Source organism: Paenibacillus sp. USHLN196, from assembly GCF_037144955.1.
In the GTDB taxonomy this organism is placed as follows: Bacteria; Bacillota; Bacilli; order Paenibacillales; family Paenibacillaceae; genus Paenibacillus; species Paenibacillus xylanexedens_C.
Genome location: NZ_JBBCYH010000003.1, coordinates 483272 through 500225, shown reverse-complemented (window position 1 = coordinate 500225; position 16954 = coordinate 483272). Strand labels below are relative to the sequence as shown.

At 44.4% G+C, this 16954-nt stretch carries 16 protein-coding genes; 3 read left to right on the top strand and 13 right to left on the bottom strand.

The features are described from left to right. Positions 1-16: 16 nt before the first annotated feature. The 3 genes from WFI24_RS08975 to WFI24_RS08965 all read right to left on the bottom strand — a co-directional run bounded on the left by WFI24_RS08975 (position 17) and on the right by WFI24_RS08965 (position 3482). Complete coding sequence (locus tag WFI24_RS08975; protein ID WP_336760020.1) at positions 17-2191, bottom strand: stalk domain-containing protein; 2175 nt, start codon at positions 2189-2191, stop codon at positions 17-19. Positions 2192-2414: 223 nt separating this feature from the next. Continuing rightward, positions 2415-2987, bottom strand: a complete 573-nt coding sequence (locus WFI24_RS08970) for an esterase/lipase family protein (protein WP_442956206.1) — start codon at positions 2985-2987, stop codon at positions 2415-2417. Between the two features lie 186 nt (positions 2988-3173). Further along, positions 3174-3482, bottom strand: a complete 309-nt coding sequence (locus WFI24_RS08965) for a hypothetical protein (protein ID WP_145317535.1) — start codon at positions 3480-3482, stop codon at positions 3174-3176. Positions 3483-3649: 167 nt separating this feature from the next. Between WFI24_RS08965 and WFI24_RS08960 the strand changes: the two genes are divergently transcribed. Further along, a complete protein-coding gene (locus WFI24_RS08960) occupies positions 3650-4882 on the top strand; it encodes a GAF domain-containing sensor histidine kinase (RefSeq protein WP_336760016.1) in 1233 nt (410 codons plus the stop codon). 45 nt (positions 4883-4927) lie between these two features. Next, the gene (locus WFI24_RS08955) at positions 4928-5353 is read left to right on the top strand and encodes a hypothetical protein (RefSeq protein ID WP_145317541.1); all 426 of its coding nucleotides are present in this window, start codon (positions 4928-4930) and stop codon (positions 5351-5353) included. Positions 5354-5432: 79 nt separating this feature from the next. Here the strand turns inward: WFI24_RS08955 and WFI24_RS08950 are convergent, their stop codons facing one another. Together WFI24_RS08950 and WFI24_RS08945 are read right to left on the bottom strand one after the other, a co-directional pair. Further along, positions 5433-6665, bottom strand: coding sequence for a sialidase family protein (locus WFI24_RS08950; RefSeq protein ID WP_336760015.1), 1233 nt, complete (start codon positions 6663-6665; stop codon positions 5433-5435). Between the two features lie 18 nt (positions 6666-6683). Further along, positions 6684-7052 carry a hypothetical protein gene (locus WFI24_RS08945; RefSeq protein ID WP_336760014.1) on the bottom strand — a complete coding sequence of 123 codons (369 nt, stop codon included), beginning with the start codon at positions 7050-7052 and terminating at the stop codon, positions 6684-6686. 173 nt (positions 7053-7225) lie between these two features. Between WFI24_RS08945 and WFI24_RS08940 the strand changes: the two genes are divergently transcribed. Beyond that, entirely contained in the window at positions 7226-8500 is a 1275-nt protein-coding gene (locus WFI24_RS08940) for a stalk domain-containing protein (protein WP_336760013.1), read from the top strand. 90 nt (positions 8501-8590) lie between these two features. Here the strand turns inward: WFI24_RS08940 and WFI24_RS08935 are convergent, their stop codons facing one another. The 8 genes from WFI24_RS08935 to WFI24_RS08900 form a co-directional block, all read right to left on the bottom strand. Continuing rightward, entirely contained in the window at positions 8591-8809 is a 219-nt protein-coding gene (locus WFI24_RS08935) for a hypothetical protein (RefSeq protein WP_336760011.1), read from the bottom strand. A 52-nt stretch (positions 8810-8861) separates the two neighbouring features. Next, positions 8862-10037, bottom strand: a complete 1176-nt coding sequence (locus WFI24_RS08930; RefSeq protein WP_336760009.1) for a Ger(x)C family spore germination protein — start codon at positions 10035-10037, stop codon at positions 8862-8864. 15 nt (positions 10038-10052) lie between these two features. Next, positions 10053-11162 carry a GerAB/ArcD/ProY family transporter gene (locus WFI24_RS08925; protein WP_336760007.1) on the bottom strand — a complete coding sequence of 370 codons (1110 nt, stop codon included), beginning with the start codon at positions 11160-11162 and terminating at the stop codon, positions 10053-10055. Positions 11163-11202: 40 nt separating this feature from the next. Beyond that, complete coding sequence (locus tag WFI24_RS08920) at positions 11203-12612, bottom strand: spore germination protein (RefSeq protein ID WP_336760005.1); 1410 nt, start codon at positions 12610-12612, stop codon at positions 11203-11205. Between the two features lie 153 nt (positions 12613-12765). Then, positions 12766-13647 (bottom strand): carbohydrate ABC transporter permease, encoded by an 882-nt coding sequence (locus WFI24_RS08915; RefSeq protein ID WP_145317551.1) that lies wholly within the window; start codon positions 13645-13647, stop codon positions 12766-12768. A gap of 14 nt (positions 13648-13661) precedes the next feature. Next, complete coding sequence (locus WFI24_RS08910) at positions 13662-14552, bottom strand: carbohydrate ABC transporter permease (protein WP_336760004.1); 891 nt, start codon at positions 14550-14552, stop codon at positions 13662-13664. A gap of 54 nt (positions 14553-14606) precedes the next feature. Further along, entirely contained in the window at positions 14607-15872 is a 1266-nt protein-coding gene (locus WFI24_RS08905) for an ABC transporter substrate-binding protein (RefSeq protein ID WP_336760002.1), read from the bottom strand. A gap of 85 nt (positions 15873-15957) precedes the next feature. After that, the gene (locus WFI24_RS08900) at positions 15958-16839 is read right to left on the bottom strand and encodes an AraC family transcriptional regulator (protein WP_336760000.1); all 882 of its coding nucleotides are present in this window, start codon (positions 16837-16839) and stop codon (positions 15958-15960) included. Positions 16840-16954 lie beyond the last annotated feature (115 nt).

Below are 16954 nucleotides of genomic sequence, written 5' to 3'. Positions count from 1 at the left end.
AGCTCCTTCTACTCTTCTACAAATCTTTAACCGTTTCAACCGTATATTGCGGCAGAGGATTGCCAGGTAGGGCCAATTTGGTGATTGCAACAAGTTGTTTATCAGACATCAATAGATTTATGATTGTTCCTTTGGTCCTTAGTGTACCCGTCACTTTAAGTGTTTCTGTATCATACTGTTTAATCTCTCGCTCTTTTCCTGTGAAAAAGATATCCTTACGCGCTGAATGAACAGCTAAATAGTCAAACGAATCGATTGCAGTCACATATTGCATATTACTTGCAGAGTTATTGGTAGCGGACAAAACCGTACCGGCTCCGTTTAATACATACTTTCCATCCGGTGTAATGCCAATAACCGTCGATAACTTGTATTCACCGTGATACGGGGAATCTTGATTACTCGTAAACTTACCATCCATTAACCGAAACATCTCAATGTCTCTTGGCGAAGTGTCTGAGTCAACAGCATAGATCCGATCTTCCGATGGATGCAAGACCAAGTTACTGCCTTCACGAATGGTTGCACTGGAGATTTCCTCCTTCGTCGCTCGGTCATAACTAATGATAGATGTCCATTGCCCGGAGCCGGAAGTAACGTAGACATGACCCGAATGGTCTAACGAAATTTCATATGGATCGATGCGGGTATTCCACTGATCTTTGACTTTAAGTGTATCAGCGTCAAGTATAACAACCTGTCCTCCCTGCTGATCTTCGAATCGGTACGGACTGTAATCAGCATTGCTGAAGATGACATAGATCTCACCATTTACATATTGAAGCTTTCTCGGAGGAGTTTTGAATGCTGAGGACTCTACCACTACCTTATTGTCGGAGAATCGATAAGCAAAGATCGTAGATTTATTTTCATCGATTGCAAAGATAACGGATTGATCCGGACCTAGTACGGTTTCCCGTACTGTTCGACCCAAAAGATGAACACTTGGACTGGCAGTCTGTGACTCATCTACAGTTGGATCTTGCTCTGTCGGTGCTGTTTCCCTGAATTGATCTTGGTTAAGCACAGGAATGGACGAAAAAGATAACGCTGTGTATTTCTTGATCCAACTGGATGCATAATTAATCGGAATAGCAAAGTTCAAATCCCCTTTCTCTATCCCCATTGTATTCACCCCAATGACTTCACCTTTCATATTGAGCAGCGGGCCCCCGGAACTGCCGTTGGTAATGGAAGCCGTTGTCTGTATAAGCTTGTCACTGCCGTAGTTTCGAATACCGCTGATAATACCTGTCGAAATGGTGTTCTGAAAGCCTTCAGGATTGCCTATGGCTACGACAGACTGTCCCACAGTAATTTTAGTCGTTAGTCCAATGTGAAGTGGAGGAATATTCGTACGCATTGATGTTTTGACTAAGGCCAAATCCAGATTCTCATCCGCTGCAATGACGCCTTGCACTTCATAATATTGGTCCTGACTCGTTTGGATCATATAACTGCTGGAATCGGCAATGACGTGATAATTGGTTAAAAATAAACCGTATCCTATGGATATGGCACTACCGAATCCGAGATAGTTGTCTTCCTTGTCATACGACTCCAACATGACTACACTTTGCTCTAGAAGGGCAACTTGTTCCGTATTCAATGTTTTACCCGTGTATGGATCTTTCTGATACGGAGCAAGTACAAATTTCAAGTAATCTACAATCTCTCGATCCCGTTTTGCATTAAGAATCATGTTATTGCTTACGACGATAATGCCTCGGTCAAAAAACACCTTTTTGCCGAACGCTTCGCTTACGGCCCTTACCGGGATGAACAATCTGCCTTCCTTGTATTGTGCCGGAGCATCCAAAGCGAAAGATTTGCCATTAATGAACATCTTGCTGCTACCTAATGTTACTTTAATGGATTTACCTGAGGATTTAATAGAAGCTGTGGACGTTTTCGAGTCCCATGTCACTTGTGCTCCCAGACTCTCACTTATGAAGCGAAGAGGCAGAAGTGTTCGGTTATTTTTAACAAGCGGAACGATATTAAAATTGGTTTGGTCAATCAGGGTGTCCGTATTATCAACGACCGCGTTTGGGCTGCCGAGAGAAAGAATAATAGCTCCTTGGAATGTGGCGTTAAAGTCAAACGAATCTTCTTCAGCGTAGCCTGTAACTGGTGTACATGATAATCCCAATATAATCGTTACCATTAAAATAAGAGTGCGTTTCATCATTTTCTTGCTGTCTCCTCGTGATGTCAGATGATGGGCTGTTCTGTTGCCTTTGACAGTTTACATTAATTCCGCCTATACTTCCTCTGGTATTATATTGTTTTAATTTACATATATAGGTTTTATCCATCCGCAATGCAAAAACACGACTGACCGTATATGGTCAATCGTGTCTAATACACTCCATGTTGAAAAGAATGCGCACTCTTAAGATCCCCTACCCAGCCTATTCGTTCAACGCGGTTTTGATCAAAGCGTTTACCCGTGAATTAAACAAGAGGCCGATATGAGATACGAGGGATACCGAAATGTTGTTCGCCCCGTTCAACCGGGAAAGTGTCGGGGACACAATTGTATCGCTGGTAGAATAGATTGAAGTTACCTTTATTCCACTCGGAGCTGTAGTTGTCGTCAATCGATTAGCCCCACCAAGGGTTATCAATTTGTCCACTTTGGAAGCGCCACCACGGTTAAGTATGTAATACAGACTATTGGCTCCGCCCATGCTATGCGCTATAATGTTAACTTTTGTGTGACCCGTTTCGCGCAGAACATCATCTACGAAACGACTGATCGCCGCAGAATTCAACAGTTGGTTTCCTTGTTTGCTAGGGAGATCAATCGCAAATAGTTCGTCTCTCGTCCACCCTTGGCTGCGCAAGTAACTCTCAATCGCTGTAAAATTGCTATCAGAACCGGTCAATCCATGTACCAATACAATGGGTGTACGTGCTGTTGCTGCAGAAGCCTTTGAACTTGAGCCTATCCCAGGTACCGATAAGGCAAGGATCATGCTCATGAATACGATAAGTAATAATTTAGTCTTTTTCACTTGTTTTACCCTCCTGTAAATTGATTTATATTCCATATATTACAAGCTAACATATGGAATATAAATGAATCTTTAGTCTCATTTTTACAGGAATATCCAAGGAAACGATGACTAACTTGATACGTTCTATCGAAGTCCGGTTCTCTACTCCTGTTATCCTTCAACGATATCTGCACGCAGATCTGTTGCAATTTCAATCATTTTGGGTACAATAGCTTCGTTAGAAATAGCCACATAGACATCTCCCATGTACAAACGAAAGGCAATCTGTGTTCCTTCAAGGTCCCACATAAAAAAGTCCCCATCGATGGACATGGTGCTCTCAGCTCCGACAATGTTAAGAACTGTTGAATACGTAAAATCGGGTTTGGATGCAAAGTAGAGTTTGCACTCTTCTAGGGAGATGGATTGCTCCGCATTGTTTTCTTGCATGGATCGGGTAATTCGAAAACGCTGATTCATTGCTATGCCTCCAACATTTTATTAATATATACATGTTCCACAGCATTATATTTTCTCATTTCCGTCTTCCACTGTCAAAACCATGTATGCCCTATTCCATGTATTCATATATACTGGTACATACAAATACATAACAAATCTTTACCATCAGGAGGCGTCAAATCAATATGTTGAAAACAGAATTCATTGATGTATTATCCATTGTCTCACATAAATTATATGATTCGGCTGCTAATGTAATGGATACGGCAAGCAGACTCATTCCTGCAAATACGTTTTGTATAGCCCAATTGGATCATCTATCAACCAAAGTTCTCAATGTATATAATCGTGAAAAACTAATATTAGGTGAAGGGCTAGTCGTTGACAACGCCGAGTCGTACTGTGCGCTTGTGACTGAACATACCCAAGGCCCGTTAGTAATCAATAATAATCTAACTCACCCATTAACCAGACATATGGACGCAACCGAATTCGTAGGTGGTTGTTCATTTGTCGGTGTTCCTATACATGATGAGAATGGAGAAATTTATGGCTCCCTCTGCTCATTTGATCAGGATTTCTATTCCTACCAACAGAAGGATATAGATTTGCTGCTCTCCTTGTCTTCCTTTTTCACGGGTCTGCTAGAGATGGAAACGACCTTGCAGCAGTTAAAACGTGCGGAAGAAACTACTGCGAAAATGCTGGAAGAGAAGAAAAATCTGCTTGCCATCCTCAGCCACGAAATCCGAACCCCAATGAATGGTGTTCTTGCCATGGCAAACCTGTTGCAATCTACTACACTCAATGAGGATCAATCATTGTATGTTAATGTCATCGAGGAAAGCGGCACCAGTCTTCTATCCATGATGGATCAAATTCTCGATTATTCTAAAATGGAAGCCGGCGCGATTTCTTTGGAAATCAGTCCCTATAGTGTCACTAAAACAGTTGACCATGTATTACAGTTGTTTTCTTCTCAAGCTAAGAAAAATGGAACCAAGTTATATGCCGAATACCATATTAATGATCATCTAATGCTTTTAGGCGATCAGCAAAAAGTCCGTCAGATTCTAATCAACCTCGTTGGAAATGCTCTTAAATTCACTGAAAAAGGGGAAGTTTGTATCTCCACTCAGGTATCTGCTGATTCAGAAGGCACCCTGCATGTATCCTACGAGATAAGGGATACGGGCATCGGCATCCCGCAGGATCGTCAGGATCTGTTGTTCAAATCCTATTCGCAAATTCATGGAGATTCTGGAAAGTATGGAGGAGCAGGACTGGGTCTGTCCATCTGTAAACAACTCGCTGAATTAATGGGTGGCGTGGTGTGGCTTAAAGAAACCAGTCACTTGGGCAGTCGATTCGTTTTTAATATTTCCAGCCCTGCACCTAATGTCCATACACATATCTAATCGATGAATATATTATTCTATCTGAACGGATAGGAGGTATATACGTTGACACAATTTCTGGATGCAAGATCATCACAAAATGCTGCGCTGTTTAATTCCATTTCCATACCGATTCCAGTGATTAACACGCCTCAGTTATTCGGCCAGATTGGTCTGCAAACAGCTGGAGCCGGACCCAACCTGAGAGTCTCCTTAAAAGGAACCATAACGGTACAATTACCGCTTGCTCTATTTCAAGTGCGGATTATTATTGTAAGAGGTACAGTTGCAACCGATCCGATTGTTTACTCCGGAAACTACACGTATGGTCTGAACGGTCTGCTTAACCCTGAAGTGATCGTCTTCTCTGCCAATGACTTTAACACACCGATCGTGCCCCAATTAACCTACAGCGCATTTATCAGTACCAACCTGCTCGGAACGGTTCGAGTTGGCCCAGAGAGTTTCGACGGATTTGTCGTTTCGGATTAAAATGAACACTCCACCCCCATACTCTTAATCTGTTTGTTCATATAGATTAAGAGTATGGGGTATTCCAATTTACATTGAATCAGTTACCAAAATAAACATCCAGCTTGCCTGTTGGCGGTGTTGTGGCCATCCACACTGCTGCGAGATTATCCGGACTAACTGTAGCTGCAGTAATATAGTCTCCTATCAGCACTGTCGGCATCGGAGAGTTGCCATTCGGATTAAAGGATGTGGTTGTGATTCGACGGTTAGTGAAGCTGGCGCCACCATTAAAGGATTCTGCAACAAAAACATCGAGCAGGAACCCGTCAATTCGATTGCTGTAATAAATAACCCGGATCGTCCCAGCAAAGGGTGATACGCTTATCGACGGGAAAAAATTCTGCGTACCCGGGGGCGCGCCTGTAATACTGATGGGCTCTGACCACAGGAGGCCATCAGGAGATTCACTGAGTAATACATCGGTATATCCAGCTCGCGCATCATTCCATACCGCATACACGGTTCCACTGTTAGGTCCAACGGAAATATCTGCTCCCAAACTTAGGTTGGTCTGCACTCGAAAAGCATAATTCGGCACAGGTAAAGGCGAAGGTGCCGGTACTACGGATGAAATAAACGTTGCCTGTCTTTCAAGAAGAGGTTGATAGGTAATGCCCCCATCGTACGAAATACGTAATAACGCGGATGGACTGGCAGGACCCGTAATGATATATCCCGCATAGACTTGACCTGAGAATCCAACAGCCAGCGCAGCTCGATCGTGTATTCCTCGGGGATTCGACTGTCGATCAGGCGGCTCCCAGGAGATCCCCTGGTCGAGCGACCTTTGCGTAAAGATCGCGGAAGAAGTTGTCGCGAGCGGCGTATATCCGACATATGCATTGCCACGATAGGGGCTACCTGGAGAACGGTCAACGGCTATGTAAGGCTCATCATTATGAACAATTGTACCGAACCCCGCCTGGACGATAACCGGTGGCTGCCACGTTAGTCCATCATCAAATGAAGTATAACTCGCAATCGTCCCATCATTGATCCCGTTAAACAAATGCACGGTAACGATAAACGTATTCGGAAACGTATAGTCTATCGTAGGCGCCTCTGCTCCTGTATACCCTGCCGGTTGAGGAAGTACCGTGGTGGACCAGGTACTTCCTCCATTAATGGAACGATAAAAACCAGTCAATGTTGGCCCGGTACTGGTATCCACAGCTACCACGCACATGATATTCGGGTTCAGCGTATTAACTGCAATTGAAGGTTCAAATTGACTGCCTGCCAAAGCCCCGGTAATATTCACAACTACCATCTGCTCACCTCAATTCCTTTAAGGGATATTTGTGAATCGATCAATTAATGTCATCTCCGATTGAAGCACACGCTGGATGATCTGACCTGTAGAGTTAACACCATATACATGAATGACCGTACTTGTAGCACTAAAATAATCGCTTTGCACCTCGTAAAAAGCAGCATTAATCAATGGATAGATTAAGGTTCGGGTCGCTTGGGGAAGTAATTCAAACAGATCATGACCTATAGGTATACGCGTAGTTTGAGTGGTGTCCCATCTGAAAATTTCCAGCTCAATACTGACAGGAGTATTAAGGGAATCATTAATGCACGTCACAATGAGTTGAGTGGATTGGGTCTCACCCGAGGTTGGATTGTAAATTAAACCCGTAGAGTTTGGCAAAAAGCACACTCCTTCCGCAATATATAGTAAAGTATATTCGTTTTTCTGCTACCGTTATGACTAGGATCTCATTTGAATATTGGAACTACTTGCAAATTTTGTTATGCTAGATTACTAGATTACTGTTCATAACAAAATTCTACTATTATGTACGGAGTTGGAGGACACAAATCATGCTTATTAAACGAGCAGGAAAAATTGCTGCGGTTACTGTAATTGCTCTCTCTATTCTTGGAAGCACCCACAATATTGGTGGAGCCTATGCTGCTCCCGCCATAACAGTACACTTGGATGACGTTCCCCTGAAGTTCGATGCAGCTCCAAGAGTTGATAAAGGTGTCACTTATGTTCCATTTCGAACGGTTGGACAAGCCCTTGGTATCGATATTACCTGGAACAGCAAATCACAGTCTGTAAAAGCGACGAACACGGTGAAAGGGCAAACTACCGAGGTACTATTACAAGTTGGCAGCACCACAGCAACCGTCAATGGGAAAAAAGTTACACTTGCTGCAGCACCCGTTCAGCGAGAAGGGCGTGTGCTCATTCCACTCAGTTCTTTTAGTAATCAATTTGGCGTAAGTGCAAGCTGGAATCAGGCTACCAAAACGGTCTCTCTTGTCTCACCACAACGCGAGATGCACCTGAGAGCCTTCTATGCATTGCAATCCTTTCAAGAAAAGGATCTTATTCCTTCCATGAATTCCGTAGCCTTTGGCTGGAGCCGCATTGATCGTGAAGGTCAGTTTACGCTCCAGGGGGATGAGTACCGTCTCCCTGCTGCTGCGGGTGATATTACGCCTCAGTCCATCGTTGCTGACGCAGCGGATCAGCAGATCCAGCCACAGCTCATGGTGTATGCGTTGGACGGAAACGGCGAACTGACCAAAGTGTTGAGTGACAGCACCCTGCGGCAGAAATCGATTGAAGGTATAACTGGTGCGGTAGCAGAGCATGGTTTTGGCGGAGTTGTTCTGGATTTTGAAGGACTGGGCTTTAAACTGGATGCGGTAGAACAACAGAAACTGCTCAATGCTTACGTGAAGCAATTAAGAAGCTCCTTGCCCCAAGACACAGCTTTATCTCTGGCGGTACCGCCGCTGAACAGTGCTTATAAAGGATATGATTACAAAACACTTGCCTCCATCGCAGATGATCTGATCATTATGGCCTATCAGTATAATCCCGTTGGCACCAAATCTCAGGTACCCGAACCAAATAGCCTTGTGGATCAGGCGATTCAGCTAGCTCTTCAAGCTGGTGTCCCGAAGAATAAGTTGCTGCTTGGTATCAGTCTAAGCAGTGAAACACCCTCCTCCGTTGATGATAAGCTCGGTCTTGCCAAACGTTATGATCTCAAAGGTGCTGCCTTCTGGCGCCTGGGTCTGTTCCGTTCTTACAATACGAAGATGGAAGATGCCGTGAACGCTTCTGTCATTAAAGAATAGTCATCTTTTTAGCTAGACGTAACGCTCACTTAAAGTAAAAAAGGACCAAGTCTCTGATTATCAGTGACTTGGTCCTTCTTCTCTATCTTTTTATTTCATAAGTTTATCCACACTTCCAAATACAAGCTTTACAATCTGAGTCGGTCCAGGCAAGCGGGGCTGGAAGAGAAGAATGATACCAATTCCTGCCGCTACAGCAGTAATTCCTGCAGTCACTATTCTGGCTCTCTTCTCTTTGCTACTCCTCCACTCTCCATATACTATCGCTGTCGCCAGCATCAGAATCCCAAGGATTGAGCCCAACTTCATACAATCACCTCTCTTCCACTCTTTCAGCCTAAGGCAGGGAGCACATTTCTGTTCAACTTTCGTCCTCATTCGGTATCCCTTGTGGTCCGGTTGATTTTCCCGTACGTATCACGTGTGCATCCACCTTGACTTCCACATCCAGTTCAGGATAGATGGTTTCCCAGTTCTTCTCCTGCTCTTTCCATAGCTTAGGATGATATCTGCGGAATTCCACTGCAAATTGAAAGAGATCTGAGCGTAGCTCCTTCTGTGACATATGAAGCGCATCATGAGCCAGAGATGTGAGCTTGGCAGACCATGCCTTTTCCAATTGAGTGAGTACAGCTGGATCGGTCAGGTTGCCATCGGTTGTATTTAACACTACTTCTCCATTGGTTTGGATATCCACCTTCATGCTCCAATGCTGGTTTACAATTCGCGGTTTCAAGGTGGTTTTGTTCTCAATGAGTCTGATCGAGAAAGAGCCCTCTAGCGGTTTAATTTCCACTGGCATAATAATGTTGTTCAGCTCTTTTGCGAATAGTAATACACCTACGCTTAGGGGTTCTTTAACCGTCTTGACATAACGATCCTTCTTATATAAGCTCAGACCTTTCACATATGGCGTGGTAGTCAGTTTATCCTGATCGGGCTCTGGGGGTAAGATTAACATGCGAGACAAAATGGCAGAACTGCTCGGACCTTCAATAGATTTAGCCAGTTCAAGGGCAGTGACACGTGTACCCAACTTCAGATTGGCCATCTCACGCAGCGACTCAGCGGAACTTCTCTCTAGCGGGTCCAGCAAGGCAAGAATATCCTTGGCAGCCTTCTCACTCGAAAAAACGTATGCATGCTCCCTGAACTGGGGATAGCGCAGGAAGAAATCGATGTATTCACGAATTCCGCGTTTCCCGGCTTGTTCACTAATAATAATGACTTCACAGTGCCCCCAGAACATATTACGCGGGACTTTCCGTTGCAACCGATTCAGCGCCTCGGCAATGTTTCGCCCTTCCGCTGTTCGAATCAACGTAACTCCACTCGGACTGCCCCCACCTCCACTACTCTCTCCTCCACCGGCCTTCCGCGGAATGAAAATCTGTGAAGTTAATTGTACTTTGCCATCTTCGTAATCGATCCCTGTAGCCAGCACGATGGCCAAATCATTAATTTCAATGCGATCCCAGCATCCACTTAAAAGCACACAACACAATATTGGCATTATGATTGCTCTGCATATTCGCATGTGCCCTTCCCCCCATCAAGCTCGATTCTTTCGGAATTGCGTCCATCCCTTCTTCAACCATGCAATACCATATATCAGCGCCGGAAGGATTAATAAAATGCTGATCGTGTACAAGTTGGCTGAAGCGCTAACCAGACTGGACATACCCGATCCTCCGGATACAACCCAGTAAGCAAATACCATGCACAGAAATGAAAGCGGAACAACAACGGGTTTGTAGTCCTTCATACCGAACCATTCCGCTGTTGATGTAGCAAAAATATATAGAAAAACAGAAATTTTAACGAAAATACCGAAAATCCAGACTGCAATAATAAGGGACTCGATATGTTGCAGAAAGTCCGCAATGGTTATGTATCTTGCTGCGATCATGACCGGAAACACGAATGTATCTGTCAAATCACCAATCAAAAACAGGCAAAACAGATTGGTAACCGTCATTGCAGTTGTCGTCAACACAAGGGAACCCAACATGACCCGGGTTGTTCGTTTTTTATGATTCACATAAGGTAGCAGAAAAGCCAGCACGATATATTCGCTAAACCATGCAGCAGGTGCAGCGGCCCCTGTAATAATGGGAATAGGTCCTTTCTCCATGAAAGGGAATAATTCAGCTGGGTTAAGTTCTCCAATCAACAGGATAAAGATTAGACTAAGCAACACGATCACGAGGGTGACAAAAACCTGAGAGGTTCGTCCGACCACTTCAATCCCCAGCCTCACATTAATCGCACACACAACAACCATGGTACCCATCACAATGAACAAAGGTGTACTTGGGAGTGCATTATTGACAATGAACTCACCGTATTCCCGAATAATCAAGCCTGTCAGATGGGGCAAGAAAGCGATATATACCAGACCTAATAACTTGCCCGGAATCCGACCTGCAATCAGCACACTGGATTGTATGAGGGTTTTTCCGGGATACAGACGATCGAGACCAACGGAGATACCAATGGCAGCCAACCCAACGATAGAACCTATAATTGGAGTCATCCACATGTCATGCCCTGCATAGTGCATTGTAATTCCAGGTACAGACAATATGGCTGTTGCGAGAATGGCAGGAAAGATCATGAATGCCAATTGAGTCTCCGATATTCTTCCTTTGTCAGTTAGCATGTGTAATCTCGCTCCCTTGGTTGCTTGCGTATCGATTGTTTCAGCGTGGCTTGTTCCGTGGTGTCGGGCGCCACCATACATCCTTAAGTTCCTTGGCCATTGTAGGTGCTACCGGAGATAGATAAGGTGTTCCAAACGAACGAAGACTGCTCAGATGAATGACAACCAAGATAACTCCCAGCATGACACCCGTGAGTCCCAGCGTTCCCGCCAGAAACATCATGGGAAAACGTAGTAATCGGGTCGCGATGCTGGCTGCGTAGCGAGGGATCATAAAGGAGGCGATGCCGGTAATCGCTACTATGATAATCATGGGGGCTGATACAATTCCTGCACTCGTCGCCGCTTGCCCAATAATTAATGCGCCTACGATACTGACGGCTGATCCGACCTGCTTCGGTAATCGGACGCCAGCCTCACGCAATGCTTCAAAGGCTATTTCCATAATGAGCGCTTCCACCAGTGCCGGAAAAGGGATCTCTTCTCTTGCCCGGGCAATACTGAGAAGCAATACGGTAGGAATCATCTCCTGATGAAATGTCGTAATCGCTACATAAGCCGATGGAAGCAGCATGGATAGAACAAAGAAAACGTATCGCAGCCAGCGTACGAAAACACTCATAAACACATTTTGATAATAATCTTCCGGTGATTGTAACATCGAAAAAATGGTCACTGGCGCAATAAGGGTGAACGGTGTTCCGTCAACGAGAATAGCAAAACGACCTTCCAGCAAGTTGGAAGCAACGACATCCGGACGCTCTGTCGCAATCATCTGTGGAAATGGTGAATATCGCTGATCCACAATGCCTTCCTCAATATACTGGCTCTCCAGTACGTCTCGAAGTTTTAGATCCTTAAGTCGTATCTCCACTTCCTCTACCAGTTTAGGATCAATAATGCCTTCCATATAGACAAGTGAAATACTGGTGTTCGTGCGATCTCCCATGCTACGTGTATGAATTTTTAATGCAGGTGTTTTGATACGTTTACGGAGTAAGGACATATTCATAGTCAACGATTCTGTAAATCCATCCCGTGCACCGCGTACTGTTGATTCAGCCAGCGGTTCCTCCGTTGAACGATTTGCTGCTTGATATAGCGGGTATACTGTTCCAACTGAAGAACCTTCCAGCAGTAAGAGAGCCTCTCCCTCTAATATGGCCTGTACCGCCAGAGCGGTTGTATCCACATTCTTAATGGAAGCCAAAGGGACTTGCGGAGCTTCGATTCCTTTTTCCTGAAGAGGCGTAAGCACCTGTCGTTCGAGCCGCTCCGTATCGCATAAACCAACACAATATACGCATAGGGCTGAACTATTGCACACGGTTTGGAAGTTATGAAATACAACGTCCGAGCAACCTGCAAAAACGGTGCGCAACATTTCTTGATTAACAGCAAGAGATCCGGTTAGCGGCAGGTCTTGTTGTGTTATTCCTGATGTGTCCATAACGCCTCCCCCTCCCCTTTCCGTGCATATTCCGTCCAGATATTCACAGTTAAAGATATCCTTTACTTATAAGATGGGATATATACGCAAAATAATGAACAGCAAAAGAGCCGCCCACTATGGACGCCCCTTATGATATAGAATGCTATTCAACTATCCTTTCACCGCTCCCAGGGCAACACTTCCGATAATCTGTTTGGAAAACACGGAGAATACAATAATAATAGGCAAGATGGAGATCGCAACACCCAAATACAAGAGTCCATAATCCATCCCATAGTATCCTTGTACTAGCGCAACCAGTACCGGAAGTGGGTATTTATCCAGAGAGAAAAATAGAACGAGCGGTGTAAGAAAATTATTCCACGAACCGATAAACGTGAATATACCGAGGGCCGAGATCGCCGGCCCCAGAATGGGCAGTACAATCTGATTGAACGTTCTGAACTCGCCAGCACTGTCCACCCGCGCAGATTCAATAATCTCATCCGGGATGCTGCTCTCCATGAACTGCTTGATAAAGAATACATTAAAGGCGTTAGCTGCAGCAGGCAAAATAATCGCGGCATAACTGTCCAGAAGCCCCAACATACTGAATAGTCGATATACACCAATCAAGGCCAGTTGGCCCGGTACCATCATGGTCGCTAACAGAAACAGGAACAACCAGTTCCGCCCTTTGAATTTAAATTTGGCAAAACCATATGCCGTCAAAGCACCAATATATAGAGATAGCACGGTCGATGTTCCAGCAATGAAAATACTATTGGCAAACCCACGCCAAATGTTGATTTTCGATACCATATTCATATAATTATCGACTAAAAATGATCCGGGAAGAAAGGTGAACGTTGAAGCAATCGTTGCATTGTTATGTGTTGAATAGATAAGCATCAGATAAAATGGAATAATGCAGAGCACGGCAAGACCTGTCAGCAACAGATAGATGATGATTTTGCCTGCCGTCAGCCCCCTTGTATTGGCATATTGCTGAATCGCCGCATTTGGTTGTTCAACTGATTTTGCAGTTTGCATAAGAACTCCCCTCCCTATGAACGGCTCTTCCGCTTGGTCATGATGAAGGATGCAACGGACAACAATATGATGATAATAAACAGGCAAAATGCTATGGCAGCGCCGTAACCAAATCGTGTGCTCTGGAATGCTACATTATAGAGATACATAATGCTCGTCATGGCTGCTCGGTCAGGACCGCCATTGCCGTTGGTTAGTGTGAATGGCTGATCGAAAATCTGGATGCCACCAATAATGGATGTAATCATCTGAAACAGAATAATTGGGCGGAGCATCGGCACGATGATATGAATGAAAATATGTTTCTTTTTCGCTCCATCCATCTGGGCAGCTTCCAGCAACGACGGATCAATGCCCTGAAGACCAGCAAGGTAGATGACCATGGAATAACCGAAGTACTGGAAAAACAAGATGGAGGACACAATCAACCGCATAAACCACGGGTCGTTTTTCCAATTAATTGGATCTTGAATAATACCCATCTGCATCAAAAAATGATTCAGTCCCCCGGACTGCCAGTCAAAGATCAGGCTGACAAGCAACCCGAGTGATGCAGCCGTAACGATATTCGGGAAAAAGTATACAGCTCTGAAAAAGTCCCGCCCTTTGAGCAGCTTGTCGTTCAAAATAAAAGCTAACACGAGTGAGATCGTGAGCTGCGGAACCACGGAGACTCCCCAGATGAATAACGTATTAAACAAGGTTTTGTAGAATAACGGATCTTGTAGTACAGCCACATAGTTACCCATCCCTACAAAATCAGGTGTCGTGATTCCATCAAAGTTGGTGAAACTGATATAGAGCGAATACAAAATGGGGTAGAGTCCGAAAATGGTAAAAATAATAAAGAACGGAGCAATGAAATAGTAGCCGTAATGGTCCTTTCGAATCGTTTTGGCAAACATATTCTGTCCCCCCAGTTATCATCGGATGTGTCCAACCGTTCGCTTGCTTCTAAGCTACTCCACTTCCAGCTCCGGAAATCTCAAGGCGACATCACGTTTGATTCGCTTCACTGCTTCATCTTTGGTCTGAATGTCCTGATTGAGATACAACTGAAGTACATTTTTGTAGATATCATTGTTAATCGTTGCATCATATTTGGTGCGCTCATATACAGGAACCCGCTTTGCGGCCACTGAGAAAAACTCAAAATGCTTCTGCCCTCCCAAATAAGGCGATGAGAGCGATGGCGCAAGTTCATCATTCACAACCATGTTGCTAGTAAAATAATCCTGCTCTTTCGCTAACTCGGACAGAAAGTCGTGGTCAAAATTATAGAACTCAATAAACTTCCAGGCCAGATCCTTTTTCTCACTTTTACTGTACATCGCGATATAGGTTCCACCTGCACTAAAGGCTGACGGTCCCTGGGCCAAGCCCCACATGCCTTCGGTATCCGGAGCGTTCGCCTTGAACGTATATTGCAAACCCCAAGTTGCCCCGGGATAGAACATGACCTCTCCTTTTTGCATGGATGCAGCGTAACCGGCACTTCCATCTTCATACTCGGCAAGTACATGTCGCTCACGTGCTTCACGCACCAGATCCAGCACCTCCATATAGGTTGGATCGATGACGAGCTTGCCATCCTTCACCCAGGGTATACCGTCATATGAGTTCGATATGGCATTCCAGTTCGCCAATGCATGTACTTTATTCCCGCTACTTTGCTGAACCTGTTCACCAATCTCGAAGATCTTCTCCCAAGTATCGATCTGTGAACCCACCTTCTCAGGGTCATCGGTACCCAGATATTTCTTCGCCAGATCCCTACGATAATAGATGCCCCCAGGTGTTCCTTGATAACCTATAGCTCTGACATTCCCCTCACTGTCCTTTTCATTGGCCTGCACAAAAGCATATTGTTGTTGAATTAGATCATTGGCGTTATACGGCGAAGCCGATAAATTCTCCAGATATGGAACGTCAATCAGTTCTCGAATATTGGCATTTTCAATCATAAATACATCTGGAGCTTTGGAAGTTGTCTGGAGCGCAGATTTAAGCTTGGTGATATAGAAGTTGCCGGGGATGTTGACAAAGTTCACTTTGATGTCCGGATATTTCTGCTCGAATTTCTCGATGGCATATTCTGCTTCATCCGTAAAACTCCACACGGTAATTTCCTGCTGCTTGCTTGGATTGGACGGACTGAGCTGACAACCCGTTAACAACATCGCTACACATACGAACACAATAGTTGGCTTAAACCACTTCTTCATATGCCCCCTCCTTCTAAAAGGAAACGCTTACATTTTATTAGAGTATATTGATTTCGGAGAGGGCTTTCTCCACAAATATTGTGCATTACCCTTCATATTTTGTGATATTCGTACGGTGCTTCTTGCGAAATTCGGAGGGTGTGCAGTCATTATATTTTTTGAAAAGTCGATTATAGGAGTTCACATTGTTGAACCCATGGCCGATCGCTATATCCAAAATGGAATCCTGACGGAACAATAACGCCCACTCGGATTTGATAATTCGAAAATGATTCAAATATTCCATCAGTGTCACTCCTTTGATCTCTTTGAACAACTTGCAGACATGGAACTTGCTGAATTTAATATGTTCCGCGACCTGTTCCAGCTTGATCGGTTCAGCATAATGATCCTCCAGATATTCACAGACCGATTCGAGGAATTCAAATTTTTTGGACGAGGTACAAGGCCACCCTGAAGCCGTGAGTTGATCCGTCACGGGGGGCTTTGTACGTAACAAAAGAACCATGAGATCATACAACCGGGAAACCATTAACCATCGATATCCGGGCTTTCGATTTTTTTTCTCGGCAATGATGGCATCTATATACTGAACCACGTTGCTGCGACTTCCCGCATTTGAGGGTATAACGGTTGTTTTGTTGAAAAGTTCGCCAAGATCCTGTATTTCGGCTTCAGTCGTGAAGCTTCCAGTTAACAATTCGAGGCGGAACAAGATAATCGTTAAGTGTTCGGTCCCTGGCAAAAAGCAATGTACATCTCCGGGTTTGATCAGCAGCACATCACCTTGCGCCAACTCACGGACATGGTCATTCACGCCAATTCGTGCGCTCTTTCCATTAACAACAACCAATTCAACCTCATCATGCCAGTGCGCAGCATAATTAAACTGATCACCTGTATGAATCACCCGAATGGGAAAACCTTCTTCCATATGGCCTGTCTCCAGAAACGTGGGTACGCCCATCTAATCACCCTCCATTTATTTCCTATGCAAGAATCTCTCGTCTTTATTATTATGCATAAATCGCCTCACTCCTTTCTTTTTGAACATTTAAAATTCTATTGAACGAAAAAAACTC